Annotated in this window: 18 protein-coding genes, 2 pseudogenes and 1 riboswitch; of the genes and pseudogenes, 17 read left to right on the top strand and 3 right to left on the bottom strand. The window is 75.0% G+C overall.

Annotated features, from left to right (window positions below):
* The first annotated feature begins 86 nt into the window (after window positions 1-86).
* The 3 genes from EMA09_RS02130 (at window position 87) to EMA09_RS02120 (ending at window position 3,367) form a co-directional block, all read left to right on the top strand.
* Window positions 87-1,502, top strand: a complete 1,416-nt coding sequence (locus EMA09_RS02130; protein ID WP_129838328.1) for a transcription antitermination factor NusB — start codon at window positions 87-89, stop codon at window positions 1,500-1,502.
* Window positions 1,503-1,546: 44 nt separating this feature from the next.
* A complete protein-coding gene (gene rpe, locus EMA09_RS02125) occupies window positions 1,547-2,221 on the top strand; it encodes a ribulose-phosphate 3-epimerase (RefSeq protein WP_129838326.1) in 675 nt (224 codons plus the stop codon).
* Window positions 2,222-2,383: 162 nt separating this feature from the next.
* Complete coding sequence (locus tag EMA09_RS02120) at window positions 2,384-3,367, top strand: sugar-binding domain-containing protein (protein ID WP_129838324.1); 984 nt, start codon at window positions 2,384-2,386, stop codon at window positions 3,365-3,367.
* Between the two features lie 18 nt (window positions 3,368-3,385).
* Here EMA09_RS02120 and EMA09_RS02115 read toward each other — a convergent pair whose 3' ends face one another.
* Window positions 3,386-4,339 (bottom strand): LLM class flavin-dependent oxidoreductase, encoded by a 954-nt coding sequence (locus EMA09_RS02115; RefSeq protein WP_129838322.1) that lies wholly within the window; start codon window positions 4,337-4,339, stop codon window positions 3,386-3,388.
* Between the two features lie 259 nt (window positions 4,340-4,598).
* On the opposite strand from EMA09_RS02115, the pseudogene EMA09_RS02110 reads away from it, so the two are divergent.
* The 6 genes and pseudogenes from EMA09_RS02110 (at window position 4,599) to EMA09_RS02085 (ending at window position 8,823) form a co-directional block, all read left to right on the top strand.
* Window positions 4,599-6,037, top strand: a pseudogene (locus EMA09_RS02110) (GuaB1 family IMP dehydrogenase-related protein).
* A 123-nt stretch (window positions 6,038-6,160) separates the two neighbouring features.
* Window positions 6,161-6,682, top strand: coding sequence for a peptidoglycan-binding protein (locus tag EMA09_RS02105; protein WP_129838320.1), 522 nt, complete (start codon window positions 6,161-6,163; stop codon window positions 6,680-6,682).
* 41 nt (window positions 6,683-6,723) lie between these two features.
* Window positions 6,724-7,410: a class I SAM-dependent methyltransferase gene (locus EMA09_RS02100; protein ID WP_129838318.1), complete on the top strand. Its 687-nt coding sequence runs from the start codon at window positions 6,724-6,726 to the stop codon at window positions 7,408-7,410.
* Between the two features lie 186 nt (window positions 7,411-7,596).
* A complete protein-coding gene (locus EMA09_RS02095; RefSeq protein WP_129838316.1) occupies window positions 7,597-8,040 on the top strand; it encodes a carboxymuconolactone decarboxylase family protein in 444 nt (147 codons plus the stop codon).
* Between the two features lie 6 nt (window positions 8,041-8,046).
* Window positions 8,047-8,172: pseudogene (locus EMA09_RS02090) on the top strand (zinc-binding dehydrogenase); the annotation flags it as partial.
* 192 nt (window positions 8,173-8,364) lie between these two features.
* Entirely contained in the window at window positions 8,365-8,823 is a 459-nt protein-coding gene (locus tag EMA09_RS02085; RefSeq protein WP_129838314.1) for a phospholipase, read from the top strand.
* A 10-nt stretch (window positions 8,824-8,833) separates the two neighbouring features.
* On the opposite strand, the gene EMA09_RS02080 is transcribed toward EMA09_RS02085, so the two are convergent.
* On the bottom strand, window positions 8,834-10,060 hold the full coding sequence (locus tag EMA09_RS02080) for an MFS transporter (protein ID WP_129838312.1): 1,227 nt from the start codon (window positions 10,058-10,060) through the stop codon (window positions 8,834-8,836).
* A gap of 112 nt (window positions 10,061-10,172) precedes the next feature.
* Between EMA09_RS02080 and EMA09_RS02075 the strand changes: the two genes are divergently transcribed.
* The 8 genes from EMA09_RS02075 (at window position 10,173) to EMA09_RS02040 (ending at window position 16,798) form a co-directional block, all read left to right on the top strand.
* Complete coding sequence (locus EMA09_RS02075; RefSeq protein ID WP_129838310.1) at window positions 10,173-11,378, top strand: ROK family transcriptional regulator; 1,206 nt, start codon at window positions 10,173-10,175, stop codon at window positions 11,376-11,378.
* A gap of 83 nt (window positions 11,379-11,461) precedes the next feature.
* Window positions 11,462-11,592: riboswitch (FMN riboswitch) on the top strand.
* A 335-nt stretch (window positions 11,593-11,927) separates the two neighbouring features.
* Window positions 11,928-12,557, top strand: coding sequence for a riboflavin synthase (locus tag EMA09_RS02070; RefSeq protein ID WP_129838308.1), 630 nt, complete (start codon window positions 11,928-11,930; stop codon window positions 12,555-12,557).
* Window positions 12,554-13,237 carry a nicotinamide mononucleotide transporter family protein gene (locus tag EMA09_RS02065; RefSeq protein ID WP_129838306.1) on the top strand — a complete coding sequence of 228 codons (684 nt, stop codon included), beginning with the start codon at window positions 12,554-12,556 and terminating at the stop codon, window positions 13,235-13,237. The genes EMA09_RS02070 and EMA09_RS02065 overlap by 4 nt, the downstream gene beginning before the upstream one ends.
* Window positions 13,234-14,553 (top strand): bifunctional 3,4-dihydroxy-2-butanone-4-phosphate synthase/GTP cyclohydrolase II, encoded by a 1,320-nt coding sequence (locus tag EMA09_RS02060; RefSeq protein WP_129838304.1) that lies wholly within the window; start codon window positions 13,234-13,236, stop codon window positions 14,551-14,553. Before EMA09_RS02065 ends, EMA09_RS02060 begins: the two co-directional genes overlap by 4 nt.
* A gap of 34 nt (window positions 14,554-14,587) precedes the next feature.
* Entirely contained in the window at window positions 14,588-15,094 is a 507-nt protein-coding gene (ribH, locus tag EMA09_RS02055) for a 6,7-dimethyl-8-ribityllumazine synthase (protein ID WP_129838302.1), read from the top strand.
* A gap of 13 nt (window positions 15,095-15,107) precedes the next feature.
* Window positions 15,108-15,380 carry a phosphoribosyl-ATP diphosphatase gene (locus tag EMA09_RS02050; RefSeq protein WP_129838300.1) on the top strand — a complete coding sequence of 91 codons (273 nt, stop codon included), beginning with the start codon at window positions 15,108-15,110 and terminating at the stop codon, window positions 15,378-15,380.
* 87 nt (window positions 15,381-15,467) lie between these two features.
* Entirely contained in the window at window positions 15,468-16,316 is an 849-nt protein-coding gene (gene hisG, locus EMA09_RS02045; protein WP_129838298.1) for an ATP phosphoribosyltransferase, read from the top strand.
* On the top strand, window positions 16,313-16,798 hold the full coding sequence (locus EMA09_RS02040) for a PH domain-containing protein (RefSeq protein WP_129838296.1): 486 nt from the start codon (window positions 16,313-16,315) through the stop codon (window positions 16,796-16,798). Before hisG ends, EMA09_RS02040 begins: the two co-directional genes overlap by 4 nt.
* On the opposite strand, the gene EMA09_RS02035 is transcribed toward EMA09_RS02040, so the two are convergent.
* Window positions 16,784-18,661, bottom strand: a complete 1,878-nt coding sequence (locus EMA09_RS02035; RefSeq protein ID WP_129838294.1) for an AAA family ATPase — start codon at window positions 18,659-18,661, stop codon at window positions 16,784-16,786. The genes EMA09_RS02040 and EMA09_RS02035 overlap by 15 nt on opposite strands.
* Window positions 18,662-18,704: the final 43 nt, after the last annotated feature.

The raw sequence follows: 18,704 nt of genomic DNA, 5'->3' as shown, positions 1-18,704 counted from the left end.
GCCCCCCGTGACGCGGGACGGGTCGGGCGTCACCCGTACGCTTGACCGTGCCCCGCCCCGCCCGACCAGCCGGAGTGACCGTTCACGTGAGCAATCGGCCGCGCAGCCAGCCCAGGCCCTACCGCCGTCCCCGCCGCGACCCCGCGCGGATCCTCGCCTTCGAGGCCCTGCGGGCCGTCGACGAGCGCGGCGCCTACGCCAACCTGGTCCTCCCGCCGCTGCTGGCCCGCGCCAAGGAGGCGGGCGGGTTCGACAGCCGCGACGCCGCCCTCGCCACCGAGCTGGTCTACGGAACGCTCCGCCGCCAGGGCACCTACGACGCCGTCATCGCCGCCTGCGTCGACCGGCCCCTGCGCGACGTCGACCCGCCGGTCCTCGACGTCCTCGCGCTCGGCGCGCACCAGCTCCTCGGCACCCGCATCCCCGGCCACGCCGCCGTCAGCGCCACCGTCGAACTGGCCCGCTGCGTCCTGGGCGACGGCCGCGCCAAGTTCGTCAACGCCGTGCTGCGCCGCCTGTCCGCGCACGACCTCGACGGCTGGCTGGAGCGCGTCGCGCCGCCCTACGACGAGGACCCCGAGGACCACCTCGCGCTCACCCACGCCCACCCCCGGTGGATCGTCTCCGCCCTGTGGGACGCCGTCGGCGGCGGACGCGACGAGATCGAGGCCCTCCTCGCCGCCGACAACGAGCGCCCCCACGTCACCCTCGCCGCCCGGCCGGGCCGCAGCACCGCCGACGAGCTGCTGAAGGAGCCGAGCGCCGAGCCGGGCCGCTGGTCGCCCTACGCCGTCCGGCTCGCCGACGGCGGAGAGCCGGGCGCCGTCGACGCCGTGCGGGACGGCCGCGCCGGCGTGCAGGACGAGGGCAGCCAGCTCGTCGCCCTCGCGCTCGCGAACGCTCCCGTCACCGGCCGCGACGACCGCTGGCTCGACGGCTGCGCGGGCCCCGGCGGCAAGGCGGCCCTCCTCGCCGCCCTCGCGGCCGAGCGCGGCGCGACCCTCCTCGCCGCCGAGCGGCAGCCGCACCGCGCCCGCCTCGTCGCCCGCGCCCTGTCCGGCAACCCCGGCCCGTACCAGGTCGTCACCGCCGACAGCACCCGCCCCGCGTGGCGGCCCGGCGCCTTCGACCGCGTGCTCGTGGACGTCCCCTGCACCGGCCTCGGCGCCCTGCGCCGCCGCCCCGAGTCGCGGTGGCGCCGCCGCCCGGAGGACATCGACGGCCTCACCGCCGTGCAGCGCAGACTGCTGCGCGGCGCGCTCGAAGCCGTGCGGCCCGGCGGCGTCGTCGGCTACGCCACCTGCTCCCCGCACCTCGCGGAGACGCGCGTGGTCGTCTCCGACGTCCTGCGGCACCTGTCCGGCATCTCGGCGGAACGCCTCGACGCCCGCCCGCTCCTGCCCGGCGTCCCCGACCTCGGCGACGGTCCCGACATCCAGCTGTGGCCCCACCGGCACGGCACCGACGCGATGTACCTGACGCTGCTGCGCCGCACCGCGTGATCACCGGTGGGCGCAAGCCGGGGGCCGACTGTGATACTTGGCCAATGGCACAGATCAACCCCAGCATGCTGTCAGCCGACTTCGCCCGGCTCGCCGAGGAGGCGGAGGCCGTCCGGGGCGCCGACTGGCTGCACATCGACGTCATGGACAACCACTTCGTTCCCAACCTGACGCTCGGCGTGCCCGTCGTCGAGTCCCTGGCCAAGGCCACCGGGACCCCGCTGGACTGCCACCTGATGATCGAGCAGCCCGACCGCTGGGCGCCGGCGTACGTGGAGGCGGGCGCCGGGTCCGTCACCTTCCACGCCGAGGCGGCGGCGGCGCCGGTGCGGCTGGCCCGCGAGATCCGGGCCAAGGGCGCCCGCGCCTCCCTCGCCCTCAAGCCGGCCACCCCGATCGAGCCGTACGAGGACCTCCTGCCCGAGCTGGACATGATCCTGATCATGACGGTCGAGCCGGGCTTCGGCGGCCAGGCGTTCCTCGACATCATGCTGCCCAAGATCCGGCGCACCCGGCAGCTCATCGACCGGCACGGCCTCGACCTGTGGCTCCAGGTCGACGGCGGCGTCTCCGCGGCCACGATCGAGCGCTGCGCCGAGGCCGGCGCGGACGTGTTCGTCGCCGGGTCCGCCGTCTACGGGACGGACGACCCGGCCGCCGCCGTCGGCGCGCTGCGCCGGCAGGCCGAGGAGGCGGCCGCCCGCGCGGCCGCCGGGTGAACGGCGGGCGACCATCCGGCAGCGTCCCGCCCCCGCCGCGCCGGGTGCGGACCGGCATCCCCGTGGATCTGCGAGGATGAGGAACGCGACGCGTGAGCGGGATCACGAGATGCCGAGGACAGTGAGGTGAGTGCGGTGCCGACCGGGAGGTCAGCCCCACGGATGGGGCCCGCCGAACTGATGCAGGCGGCGGCCATGGCGCGCCGCTTCTATCTGGAGGGCAAGTCCAAGATCCAGATCGCCGACGAGTTCGGGGTCAGCCGGTTCAAGGTGGCGCGGGTCCTGGAGTCGGCCGTGGAGCACGACCTGGTGCGCATCGAGATCCGGGTCCCGGCCGAGCTGGACGCCGACCGGTCCGACGCCCTGCGCGCCCGCTACGGCCTGCGGCACGTGGTGGTCGCCGAGTCCCCGGCCGAGGCGGTCGACGACACCCCCGACCCGGAGCACCTGGGCGAGGTGGCCGCCGAACTCCTCGGCGAACTCGTCAGCGAGGGCGACGTCCTCGGCCTGGCCTGGGGCCGGTCCACCATCCACATGGCGCAGGCGCTGCGGTCCCTGCCGCCGTGCACGGTGGTGCAGCTCACCGGCGTCTACGACGCGGGCACCGCCGAGCGCGGCTCCGTCGAGGCGGTCCGCCGCGCGGCGGCCGTCTCCGGCGGCGAGGCGCACCCGATCTACGCGCCGATGCTGCTGCCCGACTCGGCCACGGCGGCGGCGCTGCGCCGGCAGGCCGGGATCGCCGCCGCGTTCGAGTACTTCGACAAGGTGACGATCGCGGCGGTGTCGATCGGCTCCTGGCAGCCGGGCATCTCCACCGTGCACGACATGCTCGGCCGGGCCGAGCGCGAGCAGTACGCCTCGCTCGGCATCGCCGCCGAGATGTCGGCGCACCTCTTCGCCGCCGACGGCCGCCGGATCGGCCGTGACCTGGGGGAGCGCTGCATCACCGTGGAGGCCGAGCGGCTGCGGCGCATACCGGAGGTCGTCGCGATCGCCGGCGGCCGGCGCAAGGCCGACGCGATCGGCGCGGTGCTCAGGTCCGGCCTCGTCACCAGCCTGGTGACGGACGTGGCGGCCGCGGACCGGCTGCTGTCCCAGCCGGCCGGCCGCCGCCCCGCCCTGGAGCGTGCCGACCCCGACGCCTGACGCGCGTCGCGGAACCGGTCAGGGCGCCCCGGCGGGCGCGGACAGCCCGGCCAGCACCGGTTCGATGATCTCCTCGGCCGCCCAGCGGGCGGGGGAGGGGGCGAACGGCGGCGTCAGGCTCAGCACGATGTGCGTGAAGCCGGCCGCGATCAGATCCCGCACCACGGCGCGCGTACGGCCCGGGTCGGCCGCCGACGCGTGGGTCTGCACGGAACGGACGACGGCCTCCGGCGCGCGGCCCGCGGCCTCGCAGTGCCGGTCGAGGAGGCGGGAGCGCTCGGCGAGGAACGCCACGTCGTTGTGCGGGGGGCCGGGCGCGTTCCAGATGTCGGCGTGCTCGGCGGCGACCCGCAGGGTCCGCGTCCCCGCGCCGCCGACGAGCAGCGGCAGGTGGCGGCGCGGCCGGGGTTCGAGGTGGCCGCCGCGCAGGCGGTAGTGGCGGCCGTGGAAGTCCACGCGCTCCTCGGTCCACAGGCGTCGCATGATCTCGCAGGACTCCGCCAGCCGCTCGACGCCCTCCGCGGGCGGGACGAGACCGATGCCGTACGCCGCGTACTCGTCGACCGCGGGGTTGCGCGCCGGTACGCCGCCGCCGGCACCGCCGGCGCGGGCGGTCGCGCCGACACCGACGCCGACGGTGAGCCGGCCCCCGGAGATCACCTCGACGGTGGCCGCCATCTTGGCGAGCAGCGCGGGCGGGCGCACGCGGTTCCCCGAGACGAGGAGACCGAGCCCGATGCGCCCGGTCCGCGCGGCGAGCGCCGACAGCAGGGTCCAGCCCTCGAGGACCGGGCCGTCGGCCGGGCCGAAGACCGGCAGCAGGTGGTCCCACAGCCAGGCGTGCTCGATGAGCGGGACGCCGTCGGCCTCCTCCCAGATGCGCAGCAGGTCCTCGTAGGGGATGTGGGCGGGGGTGGTCTTGATGCCGAAGCTCACACGGCCGGTGACCGTGCTCCTGTGCTGCTCGCTCATCCCGCGGGGCCGCCTTCCGTGCGTCGTGCCCCCGGTCGCCGCCGTGCGCCGGTGGAGGGGCGCTGGCACCGGCCGCGGATGCCTACCCGGGCCGGCCGGCGCCCAGACCCACCCGTTCGGGGGGACGGCGCGCCGCCGGGCTGACCGTTCCGCGCGTGTGTCCCCGCTTCGGCCCCTTGTGCGGTCATCGGTGACAATGGCGTAGGAGCCGCAGCTCCCCACCCGCCGGATCGACCTACGCAGCAGGTGAGAGAGCGACATGCAGTTTCTGAACGGTTCCGTGCCCGCGCACGACCTGACGTACGACGACGTCTTCATGGTCCCCCGCCGTTCCGCGGTCGGGTCCCGGCTCGCGGTGGACCTCGCCGCGCCCGACGGCACGGGGACGACGATCCCCCTCGTCGTCGCCAACATGACGGCCGTCGCCGGCCGCCGGATGGCCGAGACGGTCGCCCGCCGCGGCGGTCTCGCCGTCATCCCGCAGGACATTCCCCTGGACGTCGTGACCGAGGTCATCGGCTGGATCAAGCAGCGGCACCTCGTCCTGGACACCCCGATCACGCTGGCGCCGACCCAGACCGTGGGCGACGCCCTCGCGCTGCTGCCCAAGCGCGCCCACGGCGCGGGCGTCGTCGTCTCGGCGGAGCGGCCGGTCGGTGTCGTCACCGAGGCCGACCTGACCGGCGTCGACCGGTTCACGCAGGTGGGCGAGGTCATGTCGACAGATCTGCTGGTGCTGGACGCGTCGCTCGACGCGCGGGAGGCATTCGGCCGGCTGGACGCCGCGCACCGCAGGATCGCGCCCGCCGTCGGTCCTGACGGCCGGCTCGTCGGCATCATCAGCCGCAAGGGCGCCCTGCGCGCCACCCTCTACCGGCCCGCCACCGACGCCGGGGCCGGCTGCGGGTCGCCGCGGCCGTCGGCATCAACGGGGACGTCGCGGGTCGCGCGGAGGCGCTGCTCGCCGCCGGAGTGGACACCCTCGTCGTGGACACGGCGCACGGGCACCAAGAGCAGATGATCAGCGCGCTGCGCGCCGTCCGGGCGCTCCGTCCCGGGGTGCCCGTCGTCGCGGGCAACGTGGTCTCCGCCGAGGGCACGCGCGACCTGATCGAGGCGGGCGCCGACATCGTGAAGGTCGGGGTCGGTCCGGGCGCGATGTGCACGACGCGGATGATGACGGGCGTCGGCCGGCCGCAGTTCTCCGCCGTGCTGGAGTGCGCCGCCGAGGCGCGGCGCCTCGGGCGGCACGTGTGGGCGGACGGCGGGGTGCGGCATCCGCGCGATGTGGCGATGGCGCTGGCGGCGGGCGCGTCGAACGTGATGATCGGTTCCTGGTTCGCCGGCACGCACGAGTCGCCCGGGGATCTCCAGCAGGCGGCGGACGGCCGGCTGTACAAGGAGAGCTTCGGCATGGCGTCCGCCCGCGCGGTCCGCAACCGCACCGCCGAGGAGTCGGCGTACGACCGGGCGCGCAAGGGGCTCTTCGAGGAGGGCATCTCGACGTCCCGGATGTTCCTCGACCCGGCGCGGCCGGGCGTGGAGGACCTGATCGACTCGATCGTCGCGGGCGTGCGGTCGGCGTGCACCTACGCGGGAGCGGCGACGCTCGCTCAGTTCGCGGAGCGGGCCGTCATCGGTGTGCAGAGCGCGGCCGGCTACGCGGAGGGCAAGCCGCTGCACGCGAGCTGGCAGTAGCCGGTACCCGTCCCGGCGGTGGCCCGCCGCCGGGACGGGGCTCCCTTGCTTTACGCGGTCTTGACCAACTCCGGGTGGGGCTCCGATAGTTGAGTCAGGAAACGGGACGAGGGGGGCTTCTGCATGCCGAAGAGGAACACGGTACGGCTCGGTTTCGTCGGCGGGGTCGCCATGGCGGCGGCCGTCGCCGGGCTGATCATGCCGAGCACGGCGCAGGCGAGCGTCGCCCAGGGGTATGTCGTCGGCGCCGGTGTCATCACGGACGACTTCGGGGACGAGGGACCGCTGTCGACCTCGCAGAACTCGTACAACAACGTGGTGGGGATGTGGCAGGGCATCCTCTGGGCCGACGGCTATCTCGAGAGCTCGGACCGTGACTGCATGTTCGGGCCGGTGACCCACGCGGCGACCGTGGCCTGGCAGGAGGACCACGGCCTGGACGGCGACGGCATCGTCGGTCCCAAGACCTTCGGCACGGCCGACGACTTCCTCTTCTGGGACGGCAACGAGATCAAGTACGACGGGGCGGAGCGCAACCTGTCCGGCATGTACCGGGACAGCCAGGGCCGGTACTACGGCGACGGCGTTCAGGGGCAGATCGTCTACGTGTCCTACACCGCGACCGACGCCCCGATCTGCTCATAGGGCCTGTCCGGACGGCGGGCCGGTGTGGTGTGCTGGCGCGCATGACCACCACCCACCGGCCCGGGTACGGCGGCACCGGCCCAGGCGCCATCACACCGGACGGCTGCGCCGTCGACCTCTACCTGCGCCTCGCGCCGGGCGACGAGCCCGATGTCGTCGCCGGCGCCGTCCCGGCCGGCGCCCGCCTCCTCGAACTGGGTTGCGGCGTCGGCCGGATCACCCGGCCGCTGGCCGAACGCGGCTTCACCGTCACGGCGGTGGACGAGTCGGCGGAGATGCTGGCGCATGTGACGGGCGCGCGGACGGTGCGCTCGGCCATCGAGGCGCTCGACCTCGGCGAGCGGTTCGACGCCGTGCTGCTCGGGTCGTTCCTCGTGCACGCGGGCGACCCGGCGGTGCGGCGGGGGCTGCTGCGTACCTGCCGCCGCCATGTCGCGGACGACGGCTGCGTGCTGATCCAGCGCGAGGGCGCGGACTGGCACGACCGCGTGCCGAGGGAGAGCAGGTCGGGGGACATGCTGGTGCGGGTCGCCGCCGCCGAGCCGGCCGGCCCCGGGGTCTCCTCGATACGGGTGGAGTACGTCCTCCCGGACGCGGTGTGGACCCAGACGTTCCTCTCCCGCCGGTACACGGACGAGGAGTTCGCGGCGACGCTGGCCGAGGCCGGGCTCGCCGTGGACGCGTACCTCACCTCCGACCGGACCTGGGTGCGGGCACTGCCCGTCTGACGCCCCCGCGGCCAACTGCCGGGGCGGGACGACGGGTTCGCCTTGCCACTCAACACCTGGACGTCTAATATCCAGATAATGCAGGACCGCGCCCGCCCCCGGGGAACGCAACCGGGGGAGCGGCGTGCTTGCGCGCACCGAACCTGGATATCGAAGCTACAGGAACACCCGAATGAGGAGACCCGCATGCGTCTGAGCATCCGCAAGCCCGCCGCCGACGGCCTGAAGGCGATGTACGCCCTGGAGTCCTCCATCGGCGCCGGGCCGGTCCCGCGCACGACGCTCGACCTGATCCGGCTGCGGGTCAGCCAGATCAACGGCTGCGCCTTCTGTGTCGACATGCACGCCCGTGAGGCGGCCGAGGCCGGCGTGTCCGACCAGCGCCTCCACGCGCTCGCCGCCTGGCGGGACGCGCCCTTCTACTCCGAGGCGGAACGCGCGGCCCTGGCCCTCGCCGAGGCCGCCACCCGCATCCCCGACAATCCCGCGGGCGTCCCCGACGACGTGTGGGAGGCCGCGGCCGCCCACTACGACGAGGAGTCGCTGGCCGTCCTCGTGATGGCGATCGCCGCCATCAACGCATGGAACCGCATCAACGTGACCGTGCAGAACGCCCCGACCGCCGCCTGACGGCCCGGCCTCGTCTCGCGGGGGAAACTCCACATTCCGGTCGGGAAGTCGTACACGCTCGCCGAGGCCGCCGCCGCGCACATCGACAGCAAGGCCGGTCACACGCGCGGGCGCCGGGTCATCCTCGTCTGAGCCGGTCCGGCGGCGAGACGCGCCATCGCCACCGGTCGCCCGCGAGCACGGGCGGCCGGTGGCGGGACGGTGTTCTCCGAGCGGTCAACTCGTGTGCATGCGCGGAGGGTTGGCCATTGCCCCGGTCGGTCGTAGCGTCATTCTCCGGATGCGCGGCCCCTCGCGCGGGCCGCCGGAAACCGGAGGTCCCCCATGCGTACGCGCCACCGGCTCGCCACCGCCCTGTCCGCCTCCCTGCTCGCGGCCGGCACGGTCCTCGTCTCGTCGGCGCCCGCCGGCGCCGCGCCGGCCGACAAGGCCCAGGTGCTGGCCGGCTTCACGCAGTCGAGCGCCGCCAGTTACCAGTCCTGGGCCGCCGCCAGGGCCGACCGGTCCGCCTGGAGCGCCTACGGCTTCGACTGGAGCACCGACCACTGCTCCACCTCGCCGGACAACCCGCTCGGGTTCCCCTTCGAGACGTCCTGCGCGCGCCACGACTTCGGGTACCGCAACTACAAGGACCTCGGCGCCTTCGATGCCAACAAGGCCCGGCTCGACAGCGCCTTCTACGCCGACCTCGGACGGGTCTGCGACCGGTACTCCGGCATATCGGGAGCGTCCTGCGACGCCCTGGCGTGGACGTACTACCAGGCCGTCCGCGCCTTCGGCTGACCGCGCCGGCTCAGACCGCCGAGTCGCCCACTCCGGCCACCGGCACGGGGGACGCGGCGACCGGCCCCGTCCGCTCCCGGCGCGGACCGAGCACGCCGGCGGCCAGGCCGAACACGGCCGTCCCCGCCGTGACCACCACGAACGACACCCGCAGCGTCGCCATGTCACCGATCAGGCCGATCACCGTGGGGGCGAGCAGGTTCATCGTGTAGGTCACGGTGGCGACGCCGGCTATGGCCTGACCCGGGTTCGAACCGCTGCGCCCGGCGGCCGCGAAGGCCAGGGGCACCACGGTGGCGATCCCGATGCCGAGCAGCGCGAACCCCGCGATGCCCTGGACCGGCGTCCTCGCGGTCACCACGAGCAGACCGCCCGTGAGCGCCACGACCGAGCCGGTCCGCGCCGTGCGCACCGGGCCGATGCGCCGCACCACCATGTCGCCGGTGAGCCGCGCCGCGCCCATCATGCAGGCGAACGCCGTGAAGCTGGCCGCCGCTATCGTCTCGGACGCGCCCGCCATGTCCCGCAGATAGACGCCCGACCAGTCCATGCTGGCGCCCTCCGCCAGCACCGCGCTCATGCCCACGACGCCGATCAGCAGCGCGGAGCGCGGCGGGAGCGCGAACCGGGGCGGCGGCTCCTCCTCCGGTTCGGCCCGCACGTCGATCAGGTGCCGGCACACCACCGGTCCCACGAGCGTCAGGGCGAGGGCGACCAGGGGCAGGTGCACCCGGGCGTCCACGCCGATGTGCACGACGGCGACGCCGAGCGCCGAGCTGAGCAGCGTGCCGACGCTCCACAGGCCGTGCAGCCCGGACATGATCGAGCGGCCGTGGTGCCGTTCCACCTCGACGCCCTGGGCGTTCATCGCGACGTCGGACACGCCGGAGGCGGCGCCGTACACCATCAGCGCGGCGCACAGCACCGGCAGGGAGGGCGCGAGGGCGGGCAGCGCCACGGCGGCCGTCCACATCGCGAGCAGCCAGCGCAGGGCGGCCCGCGCGCCGAAGCGGTGCATCATCCGGCTCGCCAGCGGCATGGCGAGCGCGGCGCCGAAGGCGGGGAACGCGAGGGCGAGGCCGAGCTGGGCGGCGCTCAGGTCGAGCTGCTCCTGGATCCAGGGGATGCGCGTGGCGAAGCTGCCCGCCACCGCCCCGTGCAGGGCGAAGACGGTGCCGACCGCCCGGCGGGCGCGGCGTACGCGCTCCCGGTCGGGTGCGGCTGATGGCTGCGACATGTGCGGTCCGTCTTCCTGCTCGGGCCCGGGATCGGGGCGCGGGGCGTGGGTGCGAGGCGCCGCTAAACTATCAGGAAACCTTCCTGATAAAAAAACTGCGAGGATCCCCCGCATGACCGCGCGTACCGCGACGCCCAGGACAGCCCGTGCCATCAACGACCGCATCGCCCTCGACCTGCTCACCGCGCAGGGACCCCTCACGGCGGCCGCGCTGCGCGAGCTGACGGGCCTCTCCCGTCCCAGCGTCGCCGACCTCCTCGCCCGGCTCGGCGACGACGGCCTGGTCACCGTCGTCGGCGAGGCGGGCGAGGAGCGCAGGGGACCGAAGGCGCGGCTCTACGGGCTGGTCGCCGACCGCGCGCACGTCGCCGCGTTCGACGTGCGCACCACCTCGGTCGCCTTCGCCGTCGCCGACCTCGCCGGGCGGACCGTCGCCCGGCGCACCCTGCCCGTGCCGCCCGGGGGCGCCGACCCGGGGCGGCACATGGTCCCGGCGGTCCTCGGCGCCCTCGACGACGCGGTCTCGGCCGCCGGAGTCCCCGCCGTGCACACCGCCGTCGTGGGCGCGCCGGGCCTCGCCGACCCCGCGAGCGGCGCCCTGCGCCCGTCCCACTCGCTGCCCGGCTGGCACGGCGATCTCGTCACCGCCCTGCGCGCGCGGCTCGAAGGCCCCCTCGTGCTGGAGAACGAGGTGAACCTCGCCGGCATCGCCGAGCACCGCGTCGGCGCGGCCGCCGGGCGGGACACGTTCGTCCTGCTGTGGCTCGGGCACGGGATCGGCGCCGCCGTCGTCCTCGACGGCGCGCTGCGGCGCGGCGCGTCGGGCGGCGCCGGCGAGATCGGTTTCCTCCCGGTGCCCGGCACGGGGGGCCTGCCGTCCGCCGACGACTGCGACAGCGGATTCCACGCCCTGGTGGGCAGCGCCGCCGTGTGCGACCTCGCCAGGCGGCACGGCCTCGACGTGCCGGACGGGGACGACGCGCCCGCCGCCGAGGCCGCCGTGCGCGCCGCCGTGGACGGCACCGGGCCCGGGGAGGCCGCCGCGTTCCTCGACGGGCTGGCCGGCCGTGTCGCGCTCGGCGTGGCCGGCGTCGCCTCCGTCCTCGACCCCGGCTGCGTCGTCCTCGGCGGCGAGATCGGCCGGGCCGGCGGCACCGCGCTCGCCGGCCTGGTGGCGCGCGGGCTGGCCCGGCTCTCGCCGCTCGACACGGAGGTGCGCCCGGCGACGGTGACGGGCAGCCCGGTGCTCGGCGGCGGCCTCCTCACCGCCCTCGACGCGGCACGCGACGACCTGTTCGGCCCGGCGATCCCGCACTGACCGCCCGCCACGGGCTGTGACGCCGACCACAGTGGGTGTGGGGCGCGCAGCCGCGTGGCAGACTGGACGCGTACCAGTGACGAACGCGCACTCCGGGGTCGGTGAAAGTCCGAACCGGCGGTTACAGTCCGCGACCCGGCCGCTGCCAGCGGCCGGTTGACCAGGTGAAATTCCTGGACCGACGGTTAAAGTCCGGATGGGAGGCAGTGCGCGGCGGATCAGGTGCCGTCCGTGCCGCGACGCCGTGCCTCCCCCGTGGAGCGCGCCCCCGCCGGCGCGAGCGCGCCCGTTCCGTCCTGTGTCCCGCAACGCCCCGGAGTCGTGCCCAGACGGCAGGAGACCCGGTGGCAGCCCGCCAGCACGATGCCGCCCCGGCCGCACGGCCGGGGCCTCGCCGTGCCCGCGACCCTCGCACGACCGCGGACCGGCCCGGCCACGGCCGGGGAATCCCGCACGGCGCGCCGGTGTTCCCGCCGCATGCCGCACCGGACGCCCGTCGCAGGACCGCGCGGTCGCACCACCGTTCCGTCTCCCGCGAGGAGTTGTGAGATGTTCACGGGAATCGTCGAAGAGCTGGGCGAGGTCGTCGCCCTGGAGAGCACCGGCGCGTCGGCCCGGCTGCGGCTGCGCGGCCGCCTCGTCACCGAGGACGCGGGACACGGCGACTCGATCGCCGTCAACGGCGTCTGCCTCACCGTGGCCGCCCACGGGGAGGGAGAGTTCACGGCGGACGTGATGGCCGAGACCCTGCGCCGCACCACGCTCGGCTCCCTCGCCCCGGGCGACCGCGTCAACCTGGAGCGTCCCGTCGCCCTCGGCGGCCGGTTCGGCGGCCATCTCGTGCAGGGCCACGTAGACGGCGTCGGCACGGTCGTCGACCGCACCCCGGGCGACGCGTGGGAGAGCGTCACGGTGGCGCTCCCGCCCGGCCTCGCGCGCTATGTCGCGGACAAGGGCTCCGTCGCCGTCGACGGCGTGAGCCTGACCGTCGTGGCCGCCGGCGACGACAGCTTCACCGTCGGCCTCATCCCCACCACCCTCGCCTCGACCACCCTCGGCCTGCGCCGCCCGGGGGAGCCGGTGAACCTGGAGGTGGACGTCCTCGCCAAGTACCTCGCCCGGCAGTTCGACCTGCAGACGGGGGCCGCCCCGGAGCCCCGACAGGAGACCACGCGATGAGCTTCATCGACCCGCTCAACTCCGAGGCGTTCGAGGTGTTCGGCCAGCACGTCATCTGGTCCGACATGATCGGCAACCTCGCCGGCCTCGCCGCTCTCGCCCTCGGCTGGCGGCGGTCCGTCCTCACCTGGCCCGTGCAGCTCCTGTCCGGCCTGATCCTGCTCGCCGCCAACTACTCCGCCGACCTCAGCGGCGGCATGGGCAAGCAGCTCGTCGTCATCGTCGTCGCCGTGTGGGGCTGGCGGAGCTGGCGCGCGGGCCGCCGCCCCGGCGACGGCGAGGCCGCCGCCGCGGGCACGGGGGTCCGGGTCAGGTTCGCCACCTGGCGGGAGCGTGCCGTGCTGGCCGCGGGCGCCGCCGTCGGCACCCTGGCCGTCGGCTCCCTCTTCAGCGCCTACCCCGACCTCTCGTGGAACCCGTGGCCCGACGCCTACATCTTCGTCGGCACGCTCGTCGCGATGGTCGCCCAGGCCCGCGGCCTCGTGGAGTTCTGGTTCGCCTGGATCCTCGTCGACCTCGTCGGCGTCCCGCTGAACTTCGACAGCGGCCTGCCCTTCTCCGGGCTCGTCTACATCGTCTACTTCGCCCTCGTCCTGTGGGGCATGCGCGCCTGGTGGCTCCAGACCAGGACCGCGCAGGCGCCCGCCACCACCGCGCCCGCGCAGGGAGTCGCCGCATGACCGCGCCCACCGCCGCTCCCGGGCCGCCCGACCCCGCCCGGCCGCTCGACCCGGTCGACCGGGCCGTCGCCGACATCGCCGCCGGCCGGCCGGTCGTGGTCGTGGACCGCGCCGACCGGGAGAACGAGGGCGACCTCGTGGTGGCCGCCGAGCACATCACGCCCGAACTCGTCGCCTTCATGATGAGCGAGTGCCGCGGCCTGATCTGCGTGCCCATGGACGGCGACGACCTGGACCGCCTCGACCTGCCGCAGATGGTCGACAAGAACACCGAGTCGATGGCCACCGCCTTCACCGTCTCGGTCGACGCCGGCGCCGCCCACGGCGTCACCACCGGCATCTCGGCCGCCGACCGCGCCGCGACGATCCGGCTGCTCGCCGACCCGGCCGCGACACCCGCCGACCTCTCCCGCCCCGGCCACGTCTTCCCGCTGCGCGCCCGCACGGGCGGCGTCCTCGTGCGCCCCGGCCACACCGAGGCGGGCGTGGACCTCGCCCGCATGGCCGGGCTGCGCCCGGCGGCCGTCGTCGTCGAGATCGCCGGTGAGGACGGCACGATGCTGCGGCTCCCCGCCCTGCGGACGTTCGCCCGCAGGCACGGCCTCACGATCATCTCCATCGAGGACCTGATCGCCCACCGCAGGGCGGCCGAGGCCGCGGAGGCCGCCGGCGGCGAGGCGGCGCCGGCGGTGCACCGCGAGGCCGTCACCGCCCTGCCGACCACCCACGGCGACTTCCGCGCCCACGGCTACCGCGCCGGCCCGGACGGCGTCGAGCACATCGCGCTCGTCACCGGCGACCTCGGCGACGGCGAGGACGTGCTGGTCCGCATGCACTCCGAATGCCTCACCGGCGACGTGTTCGGCTCACGGCGCTGCGACTGCGGCCCCCAGCTGCGCGCCTCCCTGGAACGCGTACGGTCCGAGGGGCGCGGCGTCGTCCTCTACCTGCGCGGCCACGAGGGGCGGGGCATCGGCCTGCTGTCCAAACTCCGCGCCTACGAACTGCAGGAACGGGGCCGCGACACCCTCGACGCCAACGTCGAACTCGGCCTGCCCGCCGACGCCAGGGACTACGCGGCCGGCGCCCGGATCCTCGCCGACCTCGGCGTCAGGTCCGTCCGGCTGCTCACCAACAACCCCGCCAAGGGGGAGGCCCTCGCCCGCCACGGCCTGCGCGTCACCGGGCGCGAGGCCGTCCCCGTCACCCCCGGCGAGCACAACCTGCGCTACCTGCGCACCAAGCGCGACCGCATGGGCCACGACCTGCCCTGGCTCGACGCCGACCCGGTCGCCGGCCCCTGCCGCAACGCCTGACCCCCGACACCGACATCGCAGAATGGAGAACGCCATGAGTGGCGCAGGTGCCCCCGACGTGACCGTTGCCGAGGCCGGCGGGCTGCGCGTCGCCGTCGTCGCCGCCCAGTGGCACGAGACGGTGATGGACGGCCTGTTGGCCGGCGCACGCCGCGCCCTGGACGGCCTCGGCATCCCCGACCCCACCGTCGTCCGCGTCCCCGGCAGCTTCGAACTCCCCGTGGCCGCCGAGGCCCTGGTCCGCTCCGGCCATGACGCGGTCGTCGCCCTCGGCGTCGTCATCCGCGGCGGCACACCGCACTTCGACTACGTCTGCCAGGGCGTCACCCAGGGCCTCACCCGCGTCGCCGTCGACCACGCGGTCCCCGTCGGCTTCGGCCTCCTCACCTGCGACACCGAGGAGCAGGCCCGCGACCGCGCCGGCCTGCCCGGCTCGCGCGAGGACAAGGGCCACGAGGCCGCCACCGCCGCCGTCGCCACCGCCGCCGCGCTGCGCGCCGTCACCGTACCCGCGCGCGTCCCGGCCTCCGGCACGCCGTAGGGTTGGTACCACCATGGCCAACAAGACATTCGACGAGCTGTTCGCCGAACTGCGGCAGAAGGCCGCCACCGGCGACCCAGGAACCTCCCGCACTGCGGAACTGGTGGCCGCCGGCGTCCATACGATCGGCAAGAAGGTCGTCGAGGAGGCCGCCGAGGTGTGGATGGCCGCCGAGCACGAGAGCACCGACCGCACGGCCGAGGAGATCTCGCAGCTCCTCTACCACCTCCAGGTCATGATGGTCGCCCGGGGCATCTCCCTGGACGACGTATACGCTCACCTCTGACGCCCGCCGGCCGCGTCCGCACGCGACGCGGCCGCCGTCGCCCCGCCCGCTCCGCACCCCACCGACACCAGGAAAGAAGCCCGACCCATGCTGCGCATCGCCGTTCCCAACAAGGGGTCTCTCTCCGAGCCTGCGGCGGCCATGCTCCATGAGGCCGGCTACCGGCAGCGCAAGGACCGCCGCGAGCTGGTCCTCATCGACCAGGACAACCAGGTCGAGTTCTTCTACCTGCGGCCCCGCGACATCGCCATCTACGTCGGCTCCGGACGCCTCGACATCGGCATCACCGGCCGCGACCTGCTCCTCGACTCGCGCGCCGACGCCGAGGAGATCATGCAGCTCGGGTTCGCCGCCTCGACCCTGCGCTACGCCACCCGCCCCGGCGGCGTGACGGACGTGAGCGAGTTCGGCGGCCTCTCGATCGCCACCTCCTTCGCCGGCGTCGTCGCCGCCCACCTCGCCGAGCACGAGGTCGACGCCTCCGTCGTCCACCTCGACGGCGCGGTCGAGACGGCCATCCAGCTCGGGGTCGCCGAGGTCATCGCCGACGTCGTGGAGACCGGGACCACCCTGCGCAACGCCGGCCTGGAGATCATCGGCGAGCCCATCCTCCACTCCGAGGCGGTCGTGATCCGCCGCGCCGGCGAGGAGACGCAGGAGGCGAAGGTCCGGCAGTTCCTGCGCCGCCTCCAGGGCGTCCTCGTCGCCCGCCGCTACGTGATGATGGACTACGACATCCGCGCCGAACTGGTCGACAAGGCGGTCGCCCTCACCCCGGGCCTCGAATCGCCGACCGTCTCCCGCCTGCACGACGAGGGCTGGGTCGCCGTCCGCTCGATGGTGCCCGTCCAGGACGCCCAGCGCGTCATGGACGAACTGTACGAGCTGGGCGCCCGCGCCATCCTCAGCACCGGCATCCACGCCGCCCGCCTGTGACCGCCCCCGGCCCCCGGCAGGCCGTCCCCGCACTCCCCGTCACGTTCCGCCCGACCGTGACCCGGGCCGTGCTGCTCACGATCGGCGTGGCCGTCCTCCTCGCCCTGACGCTGGTCGCCGTCCTCCTGCCGCAGGAGGGCGCGGTCAGCTGGGGCTGGGGCGACCGGAGCGCGTTCATCGGCTGCGGCCTCCTCGTCCTCGCCGGCACCGTGCTCCTCAGCAGGCCCCGCGTCACCGCCGACCGCGACGGCGTCACGGTCGTCAACCTCACGACGACGCGCCGCCTCGCCTGGGCGCAGGTGCTCCGTGTCACGCTGCGCCCCGGCGACCCCTGGGCCGGCCTCGACCTGGCGGACGGCACGACCCTGCCCGTCATGGCCATCCAGCCCGGCGTCTCCAGGGCCCGCGCGCTCTCCGACGCCCGCGCCCTGCGCGCGCTCGTCGAGTCCGGCGGGGCGCGGGAGGCGTCAGGGCAGGGGTAGTCCGCCCTCGGGCGGGCGCGCCCTGCCGCGCGACGCCAGCACCTCCCCGTACGCCTGCATGAGGTCGGGGAGGCGGAGCGTCGCCAGCTCCTGCCGCGTGGGGGCGCCCGCCGACTCCGCGAGCCGCAGGTCGCGGAAGGCGCACGCCGCCTCGTACAGCGTGCGGACGAAACGCCCGTTGCCCAGCTCGTCGATCCAGCCCTGCCCCACCACATGGCCGGCGATGCTGCGCAGCTCCTCCAGCGCCTCCGGGTCCCAGGTGTCGCCCTGCCCGGACGCCAGCAGCTCCCCGATCGCCGTCAGCTCGTCGGGCCGGTAGCTCGGGAACTCCACGCGCGTGGAGAAGCGGGAGCCGAGCCCGGGGTTGGCCGCGAGCAGCCGGTCCATGCCCTCGGGGTAGCCGGCGAGGATGACGACGAGGTGCTCCCTGCTGTCCTCGGCACGCTTCAGCAGCACCTGGAGGGCCTCGTCGCCGTACGCGTCGCCCTTGCTGTAGCCGGAGTGCACCAGGCCGTACGCCTCGTCGACGAACAGCACGCCGCCGAGCGCCGAATCGATGAGCCGGTTCGCCTTGACCGCCGTCTGGCCGAGGAACTCGCCCACCAGATCGGCCCGCTGCGCCTCCACGAGCCGGTCCGACGCCAGCAGCCCCAGCGCGTGGAACACCCGGCCGAGGAGCCGCGCGACGGTCGTCTTGCCGGTGCCGGACGGGCCGGAGAAGACGAAGTGCCGCTTCGGCGGCTGCACCGGCAGGCCCTGTCCCGACCGCAGCCGCGCCATCCTGAGCTGCGCCGACAGGGCGCGGACCTGCTCCTTCACGGGACCGAGGCCGACCATGCGCTCCAGCTCGGCCAGCGCGCTGGCCAGCAGCTCGGGGTCGGCGGGCACCGGCGCCGCGCGCAGCCCGGACGGGACGGGGCCGCCGTACGGGTCGTCGCCGGTGCTCGTGCCTCGGGCCGCGGGCGGGCGGCCGCCGCCCGCCGGCGGCCACCGCACGGGACCGTCACCGCCGGACGGAAGGGCCGCGTCCGGTGGCAGCGGGTCCGCCGCGTCGGCCTGGGCGGCGTCGGGGTCCTCGCCGGTGAGTGCGGCGAGACGCTGCGCCGTGTCCATGAACTCCGGGTCGGCGTCGTGCACCGCCCGGTACAGCGGCAGCGCGGCCGGGCTCCGGCCGCTGCCCTCCCTGGCGCGGGCCAGCCAGTACCGCAGTTCCTTGCGCTGCGGAAGCTCGCTGCGGCAGCGGGCCAGGGCGGTGCTCAGCAGCGGCTCCGCCTGTTCGTACATCTCCAGGCGCACCCGCGCCATGCCGGCGAACAGCCCGGCCTCCACGCCGAGCCGGTCGTCGTCGGTGAGGGAGGCCGTGTAGTGGCACAGGCCGTCCCAGTCCTTCGAGAGGTAGCACCGGCAGGCGTGCAGGAAGCGGGCGAACGGGTCCGACTCCGGGGACGGGCACTCGGCGAGCGCCCGGTCCAGCTCGGCCGGCCGGCGGCCGTCCAGCAGGTGCGACGCGTGGGCGAGGAGCAGGTCGCGCTCCGTCTCCAGGACGGGCTGCACCCACCAGCCGAGCCAGTACCAGGACGACAGGGGCCGCCCGTGGCGGGCGCGCTGGTCGCCGAACCGGGCGCGGTGCCGGTGCATCTGCCGCAGCGCCACGGTGACATCGGCGCGCAGGGCGTGCAGGCCGAGCCAGGCGTCGGCCATCCCCGGGTCCTCGCGCACCGCGGCGCGGAACTCCTCCTCGGCCTCCGGATAGGCCGCGGCGGCGTACGCGTCCACGCCGCGCAGCCACGCGAGATCGGCGGCGGGGTGGGGTATCCGGTCCAGCGATCCGTACGTGTCGTGTGCGTCGTGTGTGCCAGACATCGTGATGGCGACCCCCAACAGCGGAAACCGCACCGGCCCCGGC

The sequence above is a fragment of the Streptomyces sp. RFCAC02 genome, assembly GCF_004193175.1.
In the GTDB taxonomy this organism is placed as follows: Bacteria; Actinomycetota; Actinomycetes; order Streptomycetales; family Streptomycetaceae; genus Streptomyces.
Note: the sequence above shows the minus strand (reverse complement) of the source record. Positions and strands in the feature narration are given on the sequence as shown.

What these genes read in the sequence shown, in the direction of transcription:
- EMA09_RS02075 (WP_129838310.1), top strand. Translation starts at nt 10,173, where the DNA reads ATGACCGCGCGTACCGCGACGCCCAGGACAGCCCGTGCCATCAACGAC.
- ribH (WP_129838302.1), top strand. Translation starts at nt 14,588, where the DNA reads ATGAGTGGCGCAGGTGCCCCCGACGTGACCGTTGCCGAGGCCGGCGGG.
- EMA09_RS02120 (WP_129838324.1), top strand. Translation starts at nt 2,384, where the DNA reads ATGGGGCCCGCCGAACTGATGCAGGCGGCGGCCATGGCGCGCCGCTTC.
- EMA09_RS02080 (WP_129838312.1), bottom strand. Translation starts at nt 10,060, where the DNA reads ATGTCGCAGCCATCAGCCGCACCCGACCGGGAGCGCGTACGCCGCGCC.
- EMA09_RS02100 (WP_129838318.1), top strand. Translation starts at nt 6,724, where the DNA reads ATGACCACCACCCACCGGCCCGGGTACGGCGGCACCGGCCCAGGCGCC.
- EMA09_RS02095 (WP_129838316.1), top strand. Translation starts at nt 7,597, where the DNA reads ATGCGTCTGAGCATCCGCAAGCCCGCCGCCGACGGCCTGAAGGCGATG.
- EMA09_RS02050 (WP_129838300.1), top strand. Translation starts at nt 15,108, where the DNA reads ATGGCCAACAAGACATTCGACGAGCTGTTCGCCGAACTGCGGCAGAAG.
- EMA09_RS02035 (WP_129838294.1), bottom strand. Translation starts at nt 18,661, where the DNA reads ATGTCTGGCACACACGACGCACACGACACGTACGGATCGCTGGACCGG.
- EMA09_RS02085 (WP_129838314.1), top strand. Translation starts at nt 8,365, where the DNA reads ATGCGTACGCGCCACCGGCTCGCCACCGCCCTGTCCGCCTCCCTGCTC.
- EMA09_RS02070 (WP_129838308.1), top strand. Translation starts at nt 11,928, where the DNA reads ATGTTCACGGGAATCGTCGAAGAGCTGGGCGAGGTCGTCGCCCTGGAG.
- hisG (WP_129838298.1), top strand. Translation starts at nt 15,468, where the DNA reads ATGCTGCGCATCGCCGTTCCCAACAAGGGGTCTCTCTCCGAGCCTGCG.
- EMA09_RS02115 (WP_129838322.1), bottom strand. Translation starts at nt 4,339, where the DNA reads ATGAGCGAGCAGCACAGGAGCACGGTCACCGGCCGTGTGAGCTTCGGC.
- rpe (WP_129838326.1), top strand. Translation starts at nt 1,547, where the DNA reads ATGGCACAGATCAACCCCAGCATGCTGTCAGCCGACTTCGCCCGGCTC.
- EMA09_RS02105 (WP_129838320.1), top strand. Translation starts at nt 6,161, where the DNA reads ATGCCGAAGAGGAACACGGTACGGCTCGGTTTCGTCGGCGGGGTCGCC.
- EMA09_RS02065 (WP_129838306.1), top strand. Translation starts at nt 12,554, where the DNA reads ATGAGCTTCATCGACCCGCTCAACTCCGAGGCGTTCGAGGTGTTCGGC.
- EMA09_RS02060 (WP_129838304.1), top strand. Translation starts at nt 13,234, where the DNA reads ATGACCGCGCCCACCGCCGCTCCCGGGCCGCCCGACCCCGCCCGGCCG.